The 16124-nt window shown below is 58.5% G+C and carries 12 protein-coding genes; 6 read left to right on the top strand and 6 right to left on the bottom strand.

The genetic code is table 11. The features are described from left to right. Positions 1-22 precede the first annotated feature (22 nt). On the bottom strand, positions 23-568 hold the full coding sequence (gene purE, locus AC2D8O_RS09385) for a 5-(carboxyamino)imidazole ribonucleotide mutase (RefSeq protein ID WP_484678558.1): 546 nt from the start codon (positions 566-568) through the stop codon (positions 23-25). 126 nt (positions 569-694) lie between these two features. On the opposite strand from purE, the gene AC2D8O_RS09380 reads away from it, so the two are divergent. Next, complete coding sequence (locus AC2D8O_RS09380; RefSeq protein WP_484678557.1) at positions 695-4780, top strand: AAA domain-containing protein; 4086 nt, start codon at positions 695-697, stop codon at positions 4778-4780. Here AC2D8O_RS09380 and AC2D8O_RS09375 read toward each other — a convergent pair. Then, positions 4777-5619 carry an SDR family oxidoreductase gene (locus tag AC2D8O_RS09375; protein ID WP_484678556.1) on the bottom strand — a complete coding sequence of 281 codons (843 nt, stop codon included), beginning with the start codon at positions 5617-5619 and terminating at the stop codon, positions 4777-4779. The two genes, AC2D8O_RS09380 and AC2D8O_RS09375, sit on opposite strands and share 4 nt — an antisense overlap. 53 nt (positions 5620-5672) lie before the next feature. Here AC2D8O_RS09375 and AC2D8O_RS09370 point away from each other — a divergent pair, with 53 nt between their 5' ends. From AC2D8O_RS09370 to AC2D8O_RS09355, 4 genes are all read left to right on the top strand, one after another. Then, entirely contained in the window at positions 5673-6587 is a 915-nt protein-coding gene (locus tag AC2D8O_RS09370; RefSeq protein WP_484678555.1) for a hypothetical protein, read from the top strand. Beyond that, complete coding sequence (gene fmt, locus AC2D8O_RS09365; RefSeq protein ID WP_484678554.1) at positions 6587-7525, top strand: methionyl-tRNA formyltransferase; 939 nt, start codon at positions 6587-6589, stop codon at positions 7523-7525. The genes AC2D8O_RS09370 and fmt overlap by 1 nt, the downstream gene beginning before the upstream one ends. 101 nt (positions 7526-7626) lie before the next feature. Then, on the top strand, positions 7627-8034 hold the full coding sequence (apaG, locus tag AC2D8O_RS09360) for a Co2+/Mg2+ efflux protein ApaG (protein ID WP_484678553.1): 408 nt from the start codon (positions 7627-7629) through the stop codon (positions 8032-8034). Next, positions 8034-8435 carry an OsmC family protein gene (locus AC2D8O_RS09355; protein ID WP_484678552.1) on the top strand — a complete coding sequence of 134 codons (402 nt, stop codon included), beginning with the start codon at positions 8034-8036 and terminating at the stop codon, positions 8433-8435. The genes apaG and AC2D8O_RS09355 overlap by 1 nt, the downstream gene beginning before the upstream one ends. A gap of 13 nt (positions 8436-8448) precedes the next feature. Here the strand turns inward: AC2D8O_RS09355 and AC2D8O_RS09350 are convergent, their stop codons facing one another. From AC2D8O_RS09350 to AC2D8O_RS09335, 4 genes are read right to left on the bottom strand one after another with little or no spacing between them, the layout of a single operon-like run. After that, positions 8449-10206, bottom strand: coding sequence for a sodium:solute symporter family protein (locus AC2D8O_RS09350; protein WP_484678551.1), 1758 nt, complete (start codon positions 10204-10206; stop codon positions 8449-8451). A 29-nt stretch (positions 10207-10235) separates the two neighbouring features. Then, complete coding sequence (locus AC2D8O_RS09345; RefSeq protein WP_484678550.1) at positions 10236-11327, bottom strand: ThiF family adenylyltransferase; 1092 nt, start codon at positions 11325-11327, stop codon at positions 10236-10238. Positions 11328-11346: 19 nt separating this feature from the next. After that, a complete protein-coding gene (rseP, locus tag AC2D8O_RS09340; protein WP_484678549.1) occupies positions 11347-12696 on the bottom strand; it encodes an RIP metalloprotease RseP in 1350 nt (449 codons plus the stop codon). Between the two features lie 33 nt (positions 12697-12729). Next, positions 12730-13890, bottom strand: a complete 1161-nt coding sequence (locus AC2D8O_RS09335; RefSeq protein ID WP_484678548.1) for a 1-deoxy-D-xylulose-5-phosphate reductoisomerase — start codon at positions 13888-13890, stop codon at positions 12730-12732. Between the two features lie 122 nt (positions 13891-14012). Here AC2D8O_RS09335 and AC2D8O_RS09330 point away from each other — a divergent pair, with 122 nt between their 5' ends. Beyond that, positions 14013-16115 carry an NADH-quinone oxidoreductase subunit 5 family protein gene (locus AC2D8O_RS09330; protein ID WP_484678547.1) on the top strand — a complete coding sequence of 701 codons (2103 nt, stop codon included), beginning with the start codon at positions 14013-14015 and terminating at the stop codon, positions 16113-16115. Positions 16116-16124 lie beyond the last annotated feature (9 nt).

Here is a 16124-nt window from a genome sequence, read left to right as displayed (position 1 = left end):
TGAAGTGAACAGCTTTGTGCGGTTACGAGTTGTAGCCTGCCTGTTTCAGGTTAGCCACAAAGCGTTCGTAGCTGGTGTTGGCAAGGTTACCAGCGATACGGGCAGCGTCGTCCTTGAGTTTCTTCTTGTAGGCGGAAACCAGCTCGAAATAGCTGGAATGATGACAGCCCAGAATCTGCAATGCGAAAATGGCTGCATTGCGGGCACCATTGAGTGACATGGTAGCTACCGGCACACCCTGCGGCATCTGCAGGATGGAGTAGATAGAGTCGAGACCATCGATGGAGTATTCTGCTTTGATGGGGACGCCAATGACCGGAAGCGGTGTATAGGCAGCAATGATACCGGGCAGATGCGCTGCACCACTGGCCCCTGCGATGATAACCTTGAGTCCGCGGGTTAACGAAGTCTTTGCGAAGGTGATCATTCGCTCGGGATCCTGGTGAGTGAAGAGGATGTCGATTTCGTAGCTGACGCCAAATTGGTCGAGCACCTTGGCGGCATCCTGCATATGCAGCATGTCGAACTCGCTGCCCATCACAATGGCGATCTCATTTTTATTGCTCATGGTCGGAAGGTGGTCGGTAAGAATCGGATTTGCCGGCCAGAAGATGGCCTATTTCAACAAAAATAGAAGTTTCGGGTATTGTTCGGTTGTAAAGGTGAAAGCCGTGGTTTGGTAGCTTTGCCGGGCATGACAGCGCCAGAAGGGACAAATGGGTATCGTGAACTGCTGAACCGCTACCGGCTGCGGTTGGCCGATCTGAGCCAGCGCAACCGGTCGCTGAAGCTGGCGCGTATCAGCCAGCGGTACGATGCTGACCTGTTTGACCTGGGTTGGGCCGAGGGTAAAGATCCTGCCGCGCTGCTGGAGCAGGTAGTAAAAGGCCGCAAGTTGACGCTCCTGAAAGCCTTGAAGGGCCATGACGAGGCGCTGCACACAGCAGATCGACGGTTGACGCGTCTGTTCCGCGAGCTGGACTTCCGGCTGGGAGAGACGGGCGCTTACGACCTGGCAGTAGGCTATCCGTTTGTCGAGGGGCGTTTCCGTGATGGCACTCCTGTGCGGTGTCCGCTGCTGCTGTTTCCGGTAAAACTGGTACGCGGCAAAACCGGCGCAACCCGCTGGGTGCTGGAGCCAAGTGAAGATGGCCCCATCTTCAATGAGACGTTCTTTCGCAGCTACGAGCGGTTCAACGATGCCGCCTTCCCGGATGCCGTATTCGAGCAGTTTCCGGAAACCAATGAAGGAGTGCAGGTGCTGCTGAACAACCTGTTTGCCGTGCTGCGCGAACAGGAAGTAGGTGTGACGTTCAACAGCGAACTGTTCCTGCGCAAGCTGGAGCCGCTACGTGGCCTGCTGGCCAGCGACTTTGCCCGCATGCCGGTGGGAGAAATCCGGTTGCAGCCACATGCGGTGTTGGGCATTTTCCCGCAGGCCGACTCAGCTTTGCAGGAAGACTACCGGGTGCTGTTTCAGACCCCGGAGTCATTCCCGCTGAGCCATCTGTTTCAGCAGAGCCCAGCCATTGTCAATACCGTTGCTGACCTGCCACATACGCGTCGTTTCTGGCCCCTGCCAGTGGATGAAAGTCAGCAGCAGGCACTACTGCGGGTTGCTGCGGGCAGCGACCTTGCGATAGATGGCCCCCCGGGCACAGGCAAATCACAGTTCATTGTAAATGCAGTGAGCCAGGCGCTGGCTGAGGGCAAGCGGGTGCTGGTGGTTTCGCAGAAGAAGGCCGCGCTGGACGTGGTGTACACACGCCTGGGGCAGGTGGGGTTGCAGCCCTTCAGCTTTCTGATACACGACCCGCAGGTAGACCGTCTGGCTACCTATCGGAAGCTGAGTTCTCGATTACGGCTTCTGCGGGATATGCCGGACAGTTCAGCTGCGGCCTTGCCCGATTTTCAGAGTACAGGGCAGTTGGCTGAAGCCGGGCATCAGCAATTGCAGTCTTACCTGACGGCGCTGCAACAGACTTTGTCCTGCGGATACACGCCGCTGGAACTGTATTCGGCCCTTCCGCAGGTGCCTTCGGAATTGCTGTTTCAGGCGTTGCCGCCGTTTACCCGGCACACACTGGCAGAGGCTTTGCGAAAGCTGCGTGCATTGGCCCCCTATTCCGACCTCCTGGCGCCAGAACATCCCTGGTTCGCACGGCGCTCGCTTGCTGGAAAGTCAGCTGCGGATATGCAACAAATGCAGCAGGCTGTAAGGGAACTGCCTGCGCGTATGCAGCAATTGGAAGTGCTATGGCAGGCAAGTGGCCATGAGGCCTCAAGCTGGCTGTTGGAAGAAGATTGGCAGCAGGTGCAACAGGAAATCGCAGCCCTTCTGACGCCAATAGTGCCAGTAAATGTGTCGGAGGCGCAGCGAGAAGCCGTAAATGCGCAGCTGGATGTGCTGGAGCGCCAGTTGCACAGACAGATGGCGAGTCCTTACAGGACGGCGCTACAACGGATGGACGATGCGCAACTGGTACAGACCCATGCCTTGCGCCTTCGCTATATTAATCTGGAGGGGCAGATCCTGAATCTGCTGAACCCCGACTGGTGGGAAGTGCGGTCGCAGTGCGGCATACTGGCCCGTGCCGCCGGTGTGCCTGAGGGGGGCGATCAGGAGCCCTTCTGGCAGGCTGTCGCTGATGAGGTGCATCTGCGCAGACAGCTGAAGGGACTTGCGCTGGAATTGGGTCTGCCATTGCCCACGGTAGGGGCTGATTGGACGTACTGGCAGCAGCAACTGGAACTGTACAGGCAGGAACTGAACCGCCAACAGCTGGTGCTGGCCAGAGCAGGGCTGGTAAAAGATAGACTAACCCATGAAGAAGCCGGAGTTTACCTGCGGCAGTGGCTGGCAGGGCTGGCGAAACAACGCACAGAGTGGGTTTCCCAACTTCGATCATTGGAGCCCTGGCTCTCGGCCGAGCAGGTAAATGAGCTTGTTGCGTTAATACAAGGCGGACTGACATGGGAGGCGAAGGTGACGGCCATGAGGCAGACCTTACATGCCGACGGCGAGGATCTGCGGCTTTTAGACACGCAACTGGAAGCACTGACGGCTGAAGAGCGCGACCTGATGAAGCTGACCCAGCCGTTCTGGCATCGCCAAGACTGGCAGCAGCGAGTGCAGGATGCCTATCTGCTGGAATGGCTAGAAGCAGCCGAGCGTGACAATCCCGAGCTGGCGCTGGTATCGGGCAGAGGTTTTGCACAGGTGACAGCCCAATTTGCCGAAGCGCTTCAACAACGCCGCAGCCAGACTGGGCAGGCCATAGCTGCGCAGCTGTCCAGCCAGCAGTTTCAGCTGGTGATGGAAGTAGAGGCCCGCAAGCGCAGCATTGTGACAGACCTGGGATATCAGCTGGAAAAGCAGCGGCGGCTGTGGCCTTTGCGCAAGCTGATTGGCCTGTACTGGGATTCGCTGCTGTCGGGGCTGATGCCTTGTGTGTTGGCTACGCCGGAAGCAGTGGCAACCCTCTTCCCCATGAAGTCGGGGCTGTTTGATCTGGTGATAGTGGATGAAGCATCGCAATGCCCGGTGGAGCAGGCGGTGCCGGTGCTGTTGCGGGGCAAGCAGGCCGTAGTAGCGGGCGACGAACAGCAGCTGCCACCGATGTCGCTGTTCAGTGTGCGGCCGCTGGATGGCCTTGAAACGGAGCAGGATGAAGAGGAAGGCGCTGCCATGCTGCAGGAGGCTGAGAGTGCCCTACAGCTGGCCAAGCGGGCCTTCCCACAGGGAATGCTGATGCGGCACTACCGCTCGCGCTCGCCCGAACTGATTGCCTTCAGCGACCGGTATTTCTATCAGGAGCGGCTACAGTATGTGCCCTCCGCAGTGCCTGACGCGCAGTTTCGGCCCCCCATTCGGCTGGTCAACGTGCAGGGTGCGTGGGCGGATAACCGCAATGAGCGCGAAGCACAGGCGGTAGTGGCTGAGATTCTGCGTCTGGTGCAGGAGCAGCCCGAGGCGAGTATAGGGGTCGCTACGTTCAACTACCTGCAACAGGAAGCCATACTGGATGCGCTGGATGCCCGTCTGGAGCAGCTGATGTCAGAGGGCCAGACGGCATTGGCAGATGCCATCCGTGCACGGCGAGAAAGCCATGAGCCGGGTGCAGAGGTGCCAGATGAGCCGCTATTCGTAAAGAACATTGAGAACGTACAGGGTGACGAGCGGGATGTCATTCTCTTCAGCATTGGCTATGCGCCCAATACCCAGGGGGTGGTGCCGGCGCGGTTTGGCTGGCTGAACCAGGCTGGCGGCGAAAAGCGCCTGAATGTGGCAGTTTCTCGGGCGCGGCGACAGGTTGTGTTGTTCACCAGCTTCGAGCCCGAGCAGTTGTCTGTGGAGCAGACGCTTAACCAAGGCCCCCGTCTGTTGAAAGCTTATCTGGATTTTGCCAGGCGTGTATCCACTGGCGAGGAGCGGAACAGTACGGCTACTTCGGCCTCAGACCCAGAATCACTCATTGAAGCCATCGCGGCGGAGGTGCGACAACTGGTAGCAGCCAAGGGCTGGCAGGTAAAGCAGTCGCTGGGGACGCATGCGCTGGAGATTCCACTGGCAGTGCTGGATGCAGAGGGCAATGGCCTGCTGGCGGTGTTGATGGAGGGGCGGGCCTTCCTGCGGGCTAAAGATGCCCAGGAGGTATTCGTAGGCCGCACAAATGCGCTGGCTTCCAGAGGATGGAAGGTGGTGCAGGTGCATGCGCGCAACTGGTATGCACGGCGCGCCTGGCAACTGGAGGAAATACGGAAGGGACTGGACCTTTAGGTAACCTTGGCTTTCTTGAGCATGTTGGCCAGAATGCCTGGGAAGAATCGCTTCAGGTAGAGGGCATAGATTTCCTTGCCTCCAAAGGCAACTTCGCGCCGGCCTTCTGCGATGGCGCGTACCAGGTGTTTGGCGGCGACTTCAGGTGCCATGCCTTTTGCCTGAGCTTCGTCCATCCGGGCCTGCGGGGTACCGTTGGCGGTGAGAGCGTTAAGCGACACAGCGGTGCGGATGTAACCAGGGCATGCCAGTGTTACGAGAATGCCCTGGTCCTCGAGCTCGGCCCGCATGCTGTCGAAGAAACCATGCAGCGCATGCTTGGAGGCAGCATAGGAACTGCGGAGGGGCGTGCCCAATTTGCCCACGACGCTGGTAACCACCACAAAGTGCCCATTCTTGCGCTTGAGCATGGAAGGCAGCAGGGCTTTGGTCAGGGCGACGGTGCCGAGGTAGTTGAGGTTGATGAGGCGGCGGTCTACGTCCAGGCTGGTTTCGGCGACAAGGCTCCGCTGCGAGATGCCCGCGTTGTGTATCATGATGTCCACCTTGCCCCATATGTTCTCGGCATGGCGTGCGGCGATGGCCAGCGCGTCGTGGTCTTCAAGATCCAGCGGCAGAACGAACACACGGTCGGGGGCAACGCTGATGTCGCTGGCGACGCGTTCAAGCTCGGCTTCGCGACGTGCGGAGAGAATAAGGCGCGGGCCAAGTGGTGCCAATGCCCGAGCGAGTGCCTCCCCAATGCCGGAAGAGGCCCCAGTAATCCAGATGACCTGATCGTCGAACCGGGGCATGCTGTCGCCTTTAGTGGCTTTGGGCAATATGATTTCCTGCTGCATGATGCCCGTAAAATAGTACCTCCTCGTGTTTTGCCCTAGCTTTGCAGTCGCTTATGCAACTGTTCAAGAAATTTTTCCTGTCCACGCCGGATTTTGCCGCCAGCGAGCGGCCCGTATTGGGCCTGCTGGCCACCGAACTGCCGCGCTTTCCACTACAGAATCTGGTAGACGAACTGGCGGAGATTACCGGCATTCCCCAGAGCCGCATACAGTTGAATGTAGAGAAAGACTGGGCAAAGGAAGACCTGCTGCTGGTGGAGCTTGTGTTTGGCGAACATCGGGTAGAGATTGCCGGGATAGGCTCGCCGGTGCCGTCTATTGTTATGGAACGCTGCGTGGCTACAGCACATTGGGGTGGGTCGTTCCGCAAGCACATGGCGCGGCAGAAAGCCAACCTGATTCTGGCCTATGCCGGGGTGAGCATGGATGCCATCGCACAACACCTGGCGCTGTATCAGGTGGCGGCTGCCATAGCTGAGGCCGATGAGCATGGCGACCTGCTGGGCGTAGTGAATGAGCCCAGCTGGACGAGCCATCCGCTGGACGTGATTGGCAAGGTGCTGGACCCCGAAATGGCCGAGATTGTACGGACGTCGCCGCCGCTTATTTTCTGGACAGGCCTGGTAGGGCTGGACTCCGAGGGCGATATGTGGCTGATGTCACGCGGGCATCATCTGTTCAATGTGCCCGACTTTGCCTGGCATGCGAAGTCGTCGGCCGAGGCGCAGGAGGTGCAGGACCTTTTCGGCGACCTGTTTCACTATGTGTACTTCGAGAAGCATAGTTTTCAGCCGGGCGACTTCCTGTACCTGGATGGGACGGGCTACCTGACTTTCCTGGAAGGCGATGAGCTGAAGGAGCTGTTTGGCGCTGCTGGCGACCTGCTGGTAGTGCGCCGCAGCAGTGCGGAAGAAATTGCCATGATTGAAGCCGAGCACGCCGAGCAGCAACTGAAAGGAGGCAACTGATGCAGAAGCTGCGGGTGGTATTCATGGGAACGCCAGAGTTTGCAGTGGCCAGTCTGGCAGCGCTGCATCAGGCGCCTTTTGTGGAAGTGGTAGGGGTAGTGACTGCCCCCGACAAGCCAGCAGGACGGGGCCAGCAGCTTACGCCCAGTCCGGTAAAGGAATATGCGGTGGCGCAGGGCCTGCCAGTGTTGCAGCCGACCAACCTCAAGAGCCAGACTTTTCTGGAGGAACTGGCTGCACTGAAGCCCGATGTGGCGTTTGTGGTGGCGTTCCGGATGCTGCCCGAGGTAGTGTGGGCACTGCCGCTGATGGGCTCCATCAACCTGCATGGCTCGCTATTGCCCGACTACCGTGGGGCGGCCCCTATTCACTGGGCGGTCATCAATGGCGAGAAGCGCTCGGGCGTTACCACGTTCTTCATTCGACATGAGATAGACACCGGCGATATCATTGCACAGCGCGAGGTAGAGATTCCGGAGGCCATGACGACCGGCGAACTGTATGCCCAACTGATGGAAGTGGGGGCGGCGCTGGTGGTGGATACGGCCCGTCAGCTATTGGAGGGGAATGTGCCCAGCCGGCCACAGGATGCAGCTGCGGCCCGTCATGCAGCTCCCAAGCTGACCAAGGATACCGCCAAAATCAACTGGAATAAGCCCACCGAGCAGCTCTATAACTTCATAAGGGGAATGTCGCCATTTCCCTGTGCCTGGACACTGTGGGAGGGTAGGGTGCTGAAAGTGTATTTCGCCAACAAAGTGGTGACAGAGATGGCCGCACCCACGCCCGGAGCACTGAAAGCTGTTGGAAAGGAACTGTGGGTGGCAACGGCCGATGGCTGGCTGCGTCTGGCATCGGTGCAACTCGAAGGCCGGAAACGACTCTCTGATACAGAACTGCTTGCAGGCATACGGCAACTACCTGCTTCAGTTGGCTGAGTCTGGACGGGCACGCAATGCGGCGGCGCTTTGTTTTGGTAAATGATTATCTTCGGAAGTGTCCTATACTGGGCATAGCCTTCATTTCAACCCCACGTCGCATGGATCCGACGATCAATACCCGGGTAACTCATGGCATCCGCATCACGGTGCGGTCTTTGTTTGTGCCGGAGCAGTCGAGTGCAAAGACAGGCAACTATGTATTTGCCTACCGCATTCACATCCGGAACGAAAGCGACCAGACAGTTCAGCTGATGCGTCGTCACTGGGACATCGTGGACTCGCACTGTAGCCACCGCGAGGTGGATGGCGATGGTGTGGTGGGCATACAGCCCGTGCTGCGGCCTGGTCAAGATCACAGTTACGTAAGCGGCTGTGTGCTGGATACGCCAATCGGCACGATGGCAGGCTATTACGTAATGGCGGTGCAGGATGGGCACCATGCGGGAGAGTCTTTTCAGGTGGAGATTCCTACCTTTCAGCTCATCACGCCATTCCTTCTGAATTAATGACAGCAGAAATCGTCTATACCGGTGACCTGATGACCGAGGTTACCCACGTGAAGAGCGGGCGCAGCTTTGTAACCGATGCCCCCACCGACAATCAAGGCAAAGGCTCTGCCATATCGCCCACCGACATGCTGGCGGCTTCGCTGGTGGCGTGTAAGCTGACTACCGCTGCCATTGCGTTTCGTGGTCGGCAATGGGCCGAACCGAAGATGCGCGGTACGGTCAATAAAATCATGGCCGATGCACCCCGTCGGGTAGCGCGGCTGGAAGTAGACGTTTACGTGGAGAGTGCCATGCCGGAAGACCAGCGCCCTATTTTTGAGCGCGCCTGCAAGGCATGCCCGGTAGCCAAGAGTCTGCACCCTGACATCGAGCAGGTGGTGGTATTCCACTACGCCTGACCCCAGGCCAGCCTCAACGGAACACAGGATAGCGTCGGGCCAGGGCATAGACCCCTGCCCCTGACGCTATTGTCATCATCAGCAGTAGAGCGGCAGTGGTGTAGTCCTGAAACAGGAATTTGCCGACTGTAAAGAGAAATCCATAAACCATCACCACAGAGCCGGCCCAGCAGAGGCCCAGGGCCCATAGCGGCGTATGCTCGGAGTCGTAAGCAGGATTGCGGAAGGGGCCCCAGACTCCCTGTGGCTGTACCCGGTTGTAGAAATCCTGTAAGGTTTGGGCGTCGGTGGTGGGTGCCAGATAGGTAACGGCAATCCAGACGAGGGTGGTAACACCGACGGTGAGGAAGAACGAGCCGGGGAACAGGAGCCAATCTGCCTGCGGAAATACCTCGCGCAGGATGACAATGGTGCCATAGGTGATGGCAGGCGCGATGGTGCCAGCGATTTCGCTCCAGGCCGAGACGCGCCACCAATACCAGCGAAGGATAAGGACAAGGCCCATGCCTGCGCCGCACTCCATCAGAAACTGCCAGGCCCCGGCTACACTGTCCAGCTGTGTCGTGACCCACAGGCTCACGGCCATCATGACAACCGTGCCAATGCGCCCGGCATTGACATAGGCTTTCTCAGAGCGGTTGGGGGCGATGTATGCGCGGTAGAGGTCGTTCACGAGGTAGCTGGTACCCCAGTTGAGTTGGCTGCTGATGGTGCTCATGTACGCAGCGAAGAATGAGACAAGCAGCAGCCCCTTGAGGCCTACGGGTAGAAAATCGCGAATGGTGTAGATGTAGGCCAGCTTCTGGTCGGCGGCAGGGATATCGGGATAGAGGACCAGCGTAGCCAGTGCGACGAGAATCCAGGGCCAGGGGCGCAGGGCATAGTGTGCCAACTGGAAGAATAGGGTAGCGGCCAGGCCGTGGCTTTCGGACTTGGCACTAAGGATGCGCTGTACCACATAGCCTCCGCCACCGGGTTCGGAACCGGGATACCAACTGGCCCACCACTGAACGCCCGCAAAGGCAATGAAGGCTCCCAAGCCCAGCACAAGGCCCTGTGTAGTGTTATCGGCGCCGATGACAGGCAGAAAGTTGAGCGAGGCTGGTGGCACTTTGGCAATCAGACCCGACATGCCCCCGACCTGTGGCGACTGGATGACGAGGATGGCCAACACGATGCAGCCGCCCATTGCCAGGCAGAACTGCACGGCATCGGTAACGAGCACGCCACGAAGACCTGAGAGCGAGGCATAGACGGTGGTGAGCAGCATGCAGAGGGCTGTGTACAGTAGGGCAGTCTGGGGGTCAAGGCCGAAGAACACCTGCAGGATGGCGGCCATGGCGAGGTTCACCCAGCCGATGATGACGGCGTTGAGGAGAATGCCGAGATAGACTGCCTTGAAGCCTCGGAGCCAGTGGGCCTCACGGCCGGAATAGCGCAGCGTGATGAACTCAAGGTCGGTGGTGACGTTGGCCCGCCGCCAAAGGCGCGCGAAAAAGTAGGTGGTAAGCATGCCGCCGAGCAGCATATTCCACCACAGCCAGTTTTGGCTGATGCCGCCGCCACGTACCATTTCTGTAACCGCCAGTGGCGTATCTGCCGCAAAGGTGGTGGCAACCATACTAAGGCCTGCCAGCCACCAGGAGGTGTCGCGGCCCGAGAGGAAGTATTCGTCGAGGCTGGAGCCCGCTTTGCGGGTATAATAGAGGCCAATACTAAGCGACAGCAGGAGGTAGGCGGCAATGACCACCCAGTCTAGAACAGCAAGCACAGAGGAGGGATGTTTCCCCGAAGATATGCCTATTTCGCCAGCGGAGAGAGTGAACGCAGCTGATTAAGCCCCCCTTTCAGACTGAAGGCATGAATGCCCCAGCGCATGGTAAGCTGTCGCACGGCAGCGGCGCTTCGTTTGCCGCTCTGGCAGTAGACTACCAGTTGCCGATAGGTATTGGCGTAGGTAGGGAGCCCTTGTTCCATCAGTATGGGAAGTGGAACATGCAGACTGTCCAGCGCATCCAGGTCGCGCTCCCATGCTTCCCGCACGTCGATAAGGAGGTAGTCGGCGGGTGCTGAAAGATACTGTTCAGGGCTGAGTTCGGGTACTGGCGCAATGGCGCAGGCCGTGGGATCGTAATCAGCGGAGAGGTCGGGTAGGGGCGTCTGCCTGAGGGGATTGTCGGGGTCTGCTTCGAGCTGTAGTTCGCGCTGGCGGAAAGCTTGGGCGTCCATCATCAGGAGCAGGCCCGAGGGCATTTCGTCTGGTGTTACAAGCCAACGGAGGGCAGCAGAAGCCATTGCCGCGCCGACCCAGCCACAGAGTGCAGGCAGTACGCCGCCCTCGGCGCAGGTGGGCATGGCATCGGGTGGCGGTGGGGCAGGGTAGAGGTCGCGGAGGTTAGGGCCACCCAATGGGTGGTTCCATAGTGCCACCTGGCCTTCGTACTGAAACACGCTTCCCTGAATGAGAGGCTTGCCCAGGCTAACGCAGCGGTCGTTGGTGAGGTAGCGGGTGGCAAAGTTGTCGGAGCCCTCCAGCACTATGTCGTGTGCTGCGATGTGGGCGTCGGCGTTGTGTACCGTCAGGCGCTCCAATACGGGTGTTACTGTGACCTCGGGGTTCAGCTGGCCAAGGCGCTGGGCTGCTACCGCGGCTTTGTGTTGGCCGATGTCGGCAGGGGTGTATAAGACCTGACGGTGCAGGTTGCTCTCCTCTATGCGGTCGTCATCGAGCAGGGTAATGTGCCCAACCCCGGCGGACACCAGGTATTGCAGAACAGGACAGCCTAGGCCTCCTGCTCCAATAACCAATACATGCGCCTCCCGGAGTTTCTGCTGGCCTTTTGGGCCCATTCCGGGCAGAATCTGCTGGCGAACGTAGCGGGAGGAGTTCAAGCGGGGTGTATTGCCGGCGTCAGAACAGGAAGGAAATGGCGTCGTTGAAGAAGACGAAAACCATGAGCCCCAGGATGATGACCATGCCAATCTGCTGGGCCACCATGCGCACCTTCAGGGAAGGCTCGCGGCGGGTAATGGCTTCGATACCAAGGAACACCAGGTGGCCACCATCCAGCGCTGGAATGGGCAGGATGTTGACAAACGCCAGCACCATACTGAGCATGGCGACCAGGGTGAAGAAACGCGAGAAGCCACCATAGCTGGCACCTTCACCCACAATCTTGAAGATTTTGAGCGGCCCGGCAAGACCCTTGCGCACATCTACGTCGCCGGAGAACATTTTACCGAAACCCCGGAAGTTGTCGGTGATGGTGCCGAAAGCACGGGCAGAACCGGCCATGAACGCACCGCCGATACCATACTCAATTTTCTCAGAGATGCGGGAAAAGTCAGTAGGGATACCGCCGAGTGTGCCTGTGGAATCGAGGGCAAGCGTGAGGGGCACTTCTTTGCCATCACGTTCTACTACCAACTGCACGGTTTTGTTCTTCCGGTCGCTGAGGGCCGCACGCAATTGCAACAGCGAGGCCACCTGAATGGAGTCTACCCGGATGATGTGGTCGCCCGTACGGATGCCAGCCTTGTATCCCAGCGTGGTGGAGTCTTCGGCCAGAAGGTAAGTGGGGGGATCAACACTGAAAAGCAGCGGAAACAGACCGGCGTCTTTGCCGAGTTTGTTCATGTAGCCATCGGGGATGTCAATACGCTGGGGTTTGCCATCGCGAAGGATTTCGAAGTAGGCGCCGCGGTCCAACAGGATGGATTGCAGTTCGCTTTCGCTGCTGGGCAAATAGGTGAGCTTTTCGCCTTTGTAGGACACCAGAACATCTCCTGTGCGGAAGCCCAGGTCGTGGCCGATGGTGCTATCAGGCACATAGACGCCATTGGGCAGCTTGGCCAGTACAATACGCTGCTCACCTTCCTGATACTTCAGTACAGTGAAGATGGTAACACCCAGAATGACGTTCATGATGACGCCACCTGCCATGACGATGGCACGTTGCCACACGGGCTTGGAGCGGAATTCGTGAGGTTCTGGGGCCTTGCCAGCAAACTCGGTGTCCATAGACTCGTCGATCATGCCGGAAATCTTGACGTAACCGCCGAGGGGCAGTGCTCCTATGCCGTATTCGGTATCCCCTTTCTTGAAAGAAAAGAGCTTGCGGGGCCAGTCAAAGAAGAGGTAGAACTTATCTACCCGCATGCCGAAAAGCCGGGCTGGTAGGAAGTGGCCCAGTTCGTGGATGAAAATGAGCAGGCTGAGACCCATCAGGGGTATCAGTATGTAGAAGAGCAGAAAACTCATTGTGGAAACTGCAGAGCAGAGAGAGAAGATTGCTTATGCAAGAACGGAAACAAGCTCACGTGTAGCGCGGTCGGTTTCCAAAAGTTCGTTAAGTGTGGGGTCTGGCAGGTACGGTACCGTGTTGACAGCATGCTCCAGATGGTCGTAGATCTGCGCAAACTGGAGTTTGCCTTCCAGGAAAGACGCAACGGCAACTTCGTTGGCGGCATTGAGGATGCAAGGCATGTTGCCACAGCGCTCGAGGGCGTGATAGGCGTAGGCTACCGAACGGAAGACGGCGGTGTCAACCTGCTCGAACGTGAGATTGGGGTAGCGGGCGAAACTGAAGCGGGGAAAATCGTTCTGTAGGCGTTGGGGCCAGCCCAGGGCATATTGAATGGGCAGCTTCATATCGGGCAGGCCCAATTGTGCCTTGATGGAGCCGTCGGTGAACTGTACCAGCGAGTGGATGATGCTCTGGGGGTGAACGACGATTTCGATATCGGCAGCGGGGACGTCGAAAAGCCAGCGGGCTTCGATAACCTCCAAGCCCTTGTTCATCATGGAAGCGCTGTCGATGGTGATTTTGGCACCCATTGCCCAGTTGGGGTGCCTGAGTGCCTGCTCGCGCGTTACCTGTTGCAGTTGCGTAGCAGTGAAGCCTCGGAAGGGGCCGCCGGATGCTGTGAGAATCAGCTTCTCGATGGGGTTGTTTTCCTCGCCTACCAGACACTGGAAAAGCGCGGAGTGCTCGCTGTCTACCGGCAGGATGCGCACGCCCTTTTCTTTGGCAGCCTGCATTACCAGCCTGCCCGCCACCACCAGCGTCTCTTTGTTGGCCAGCGCGATGTCTTTGCCAGCATGAATAGCGGCCAGAGTAGGTTTCAGACCTGCAGCGCCTACCAGGGCCGTCAGTACCACCTGCACCTGGGGCAGGGTTACGGCTTCTTCGAGGGCCTCGGGGCCTGCCTCACATCGAATGCCGTGCGCGGCAAGGGCTTCGCGGACGGTCGGCAGCAGGGTGGTGTCGCCAATAACCACCATGCGCGGGCGGAATTCCAACGCCTGCTGAATCAGCAGGTCGGCGTTGCGCTGGGCTGTCAGCGCCTCGACAACAAAACGGCCGGGTTGGGCCCTCACGACATCAAGTGCCTGTGTGCCAATGCTGCCGGTGCTACCCAGAATGGCCAGTGAACGGGGGGTGATATGATGCAAAACGGATGCGCTGATAATGGGGCTCAACGGGCAAAACGAAGCGGAAGCTACAAAAGTTTTGTGGGGAAAAGCCTGTAAGTTTGCAGGGCCTCAGGTATACCCTCGGGGCCTTACCCCCACCGATGTCATTCGCCACCCGCTGTCTGCTGTTGTTGTTACTGCCGCTGGTCAGCTATGCTCTTTTCGGGCTTGGTATTCGTCGCCTGGCCAACATGGCCTGGCTGGTAGTGGCTGGGGTATTTGCAGTCGTTACGGCAACTGCGCTGTCATGGCTGTTTGGCCTTTGGAGCGGCGGTGCGCCGGAATCTTTTACTTTTCCGTGGCTGCATATCGCCGATCGGTATCTGCTGGAAATAGGCTTCCGGATAGACCGTCCAGCAGCGCTTTTGCTGTCGGCAGTGGGCATATGTGCTACGCTGGTGGCTGTTTTTGCAGGTGCTTACATGGGGCATGATGCACACAAAGGCCGCTTTTTCTCGCTATTGTCGCTTTTTGGCGCTGCGATGATCGGGCTTGTGTTAGCCGAAAACCTGATTACGCTGTTTGTTTTCTGGGAGTTGGTAGGTGTCAGCAGCTACCTGCTGGTTGGGTTCTGGCATACGCGGCCTGACGCCACTGTCGCTTCCCTCAAGGCCATCCTGGTGAACAGAGTAGGGGATGTGCTGCTGCTGGCGGCCATCGCACTGTTCATTACCGTAACGGGCCACAGTTCGCTGCATACCCTGGCCGAAGGTATTCCTGCCGAGCTGAAAGCTGGCAGCAGCGTACGCTGGCAGGATGTACTGGTAGACGACGAACTGTTGATGCTGACGGTGGCCGGACTGCTGTTTGTCTTTGGTGCGGTTGCCAAATCGGCCCAGCTGCCTTTTTCTGGCTGGCTTCCGGATGCCATGGCAGGCCCAACGCCGGTTTCGGCGCTGATACATGCCGCTACGATGGTGGCGGCGGGCATTTATGTCGTGTTCCGGATCTATCCGCTGTTCACCTCGCTGGCACTGGAAATAGTGGCTGGATTGGGGGCAGTTACGCTGGTTTATGGTGCGTTTTCGGCCATGGCCCAGTTCGATATCAAACGGGTGCTGGCCTACAGTACCATATCCCAGCTGGGCTACATGCTGCTGGGCATTGGCCTGGGGGCCCCAGAACTGGGCTTCTTTCATCTCATCACCCATGCGTTCTTCAAGTGTGGGCTGTTTCTTTCGGCTGCTGCGGTCATTCACCTGTTGCATGAGGAAGCGCATGAACGCCACCTGGATTACGATGTGCAGGACATGCGGCAGATGGGCGGCCTGCGCGCACTGTCAAAACCCCTGTTCTGGCTGACGCTGGTGCTGACGGCGGCTCTGATTGGCCTGCCGGGGACGTCGGGTTTTCTGTCCAAGGACGCGATTCTGGCTCAGGCGCTCGAAATGGCGGCAATGAATCCTGGCTATCGCTGGATCGCGGTATTGGCCTTCGTGGGGGTGGGTCTGACTGCCTACTATATGACACGCCAGTTGCTGCTGGTGTATGCTGGCAACCGGCGCCATGATACCCTGCGTGAGGCAGCGCCTCTGAATATGCCGCGTGCTTTCTGGCCCGCAATGGTAATACTGGCGGTTTTGAGCCTGTTTGTGACATTTGGGCTTTCGCCCCTGGATGCGTCGGGCAGCTGGCTGGTGGCGGGGCTTAGCGGCGGGGCCAAACCTGCTGCAACAAGCAACACGCATGGCCTGCATCTTTGGGCACTGGTGCTTTCGCTAGGGCTGGTAACGACGGGCATCCTGGTCGCAATAGTGCGGTGGCGTACTGGTGCTCTGCTGAACCAGACAGTGCCGATGGGCTTCTTCCGACGCCTCAGCTTTGAGGGGCTTTACCTGAGCGAGCTATACAGAGTGCTGGTGGTGCAGCCGGGCATCTGGCTGGGGAAAGCGCTGAAAAAACTGGAACTGCTGCTGATAGAGGGCCTGATTCTGCTGCTGACCAAACTGACGGTGGGCAGCAGAAGCAACCTGAACCTGGCAACTCTTTCGGACTTTCTGGATCGCAAAGCCGTAGATGGCATTGTGGCGGGTGTTGGGCAAAGTGCACTGGTTGGGGGTAAAGCGGCAACCCGTATACAAACGGGTCGTGTGCAAACCTACCTGCTGGCGGGGCTGCTGGTTTTACTGGGCGCTTTGTTGTTGGTAGTGCTGTTGTACAGTACTGCGCAGGCTGTTACGCCAACCCCTAATGGTATTTCCTGATTCATGACA

This window comes from Pontibacter sp. T17 (assembly GCF_057219875.1).
This window is presented reverse-complemented; position numbering and strand designations above follow the sequence as displayed.

Coding starts and splice junctions, on each gene's coding strand:
- purE (WP_484678558.1), bottom strand. CDS start 568: ATGAGCAATAAAAATGAGATCGCCATTGTGATGGGCAGCGAGTTCGAC.
- AC2D8O_RS09380 (WP_484678557.1), top strand. CDS start 695: ATGACAGCGCCAGAAGGGACAAATGGGTATCGTGAACTGCTGAACCGC.
- AC2D8O_RS09375 (WP_484678556.1), bottom strand. CDS start 5,619: ATGCAGCAGGAAATCATATTGCCCAAAGCCACTAAAGGCGACAGCATG.
- AC2D8O_RS09370 (WP_484678555.1), top strand. CDS start 5,673: ATGCAACTGTTCAAGAAATTTTTCCTGTCCACGCCGGATTTTGCCGCC.
- fmt (WP_484678554.1), top strand. CDS start 6,587: ATGCAGAAGCTGCGGGTGGTATTCATGGGAACGCCAGAGTTTGCAGTG.
- apaG (WP_484678553.1), top strand. CDS start 7,627: ATGGATCCGACGATCAATACCCGGGTAACTCATGGCATCCGCATCACG.
- AC2D8O_RS09355 (WP_484678552.1), top strand. CDS start 8,034: ATGACAGCAGAAATCGTCTATACCGGTGACCTGATGACCGAGGTTACC.
- rseP (WP_484678549.1), bottom strand. CDS start 12,696: ATGAGTTTTCTGCTCTTCTACATACTGATACCCCTGATGGGTCTCAGC.
- AC2D8O_RS09330 (WP_484678547.1), top strand. CDS start 14,013: ATGTCATTCGCCACCCGCTGTCTGCTGTTGTTGTTACTGCCGCTGGTC.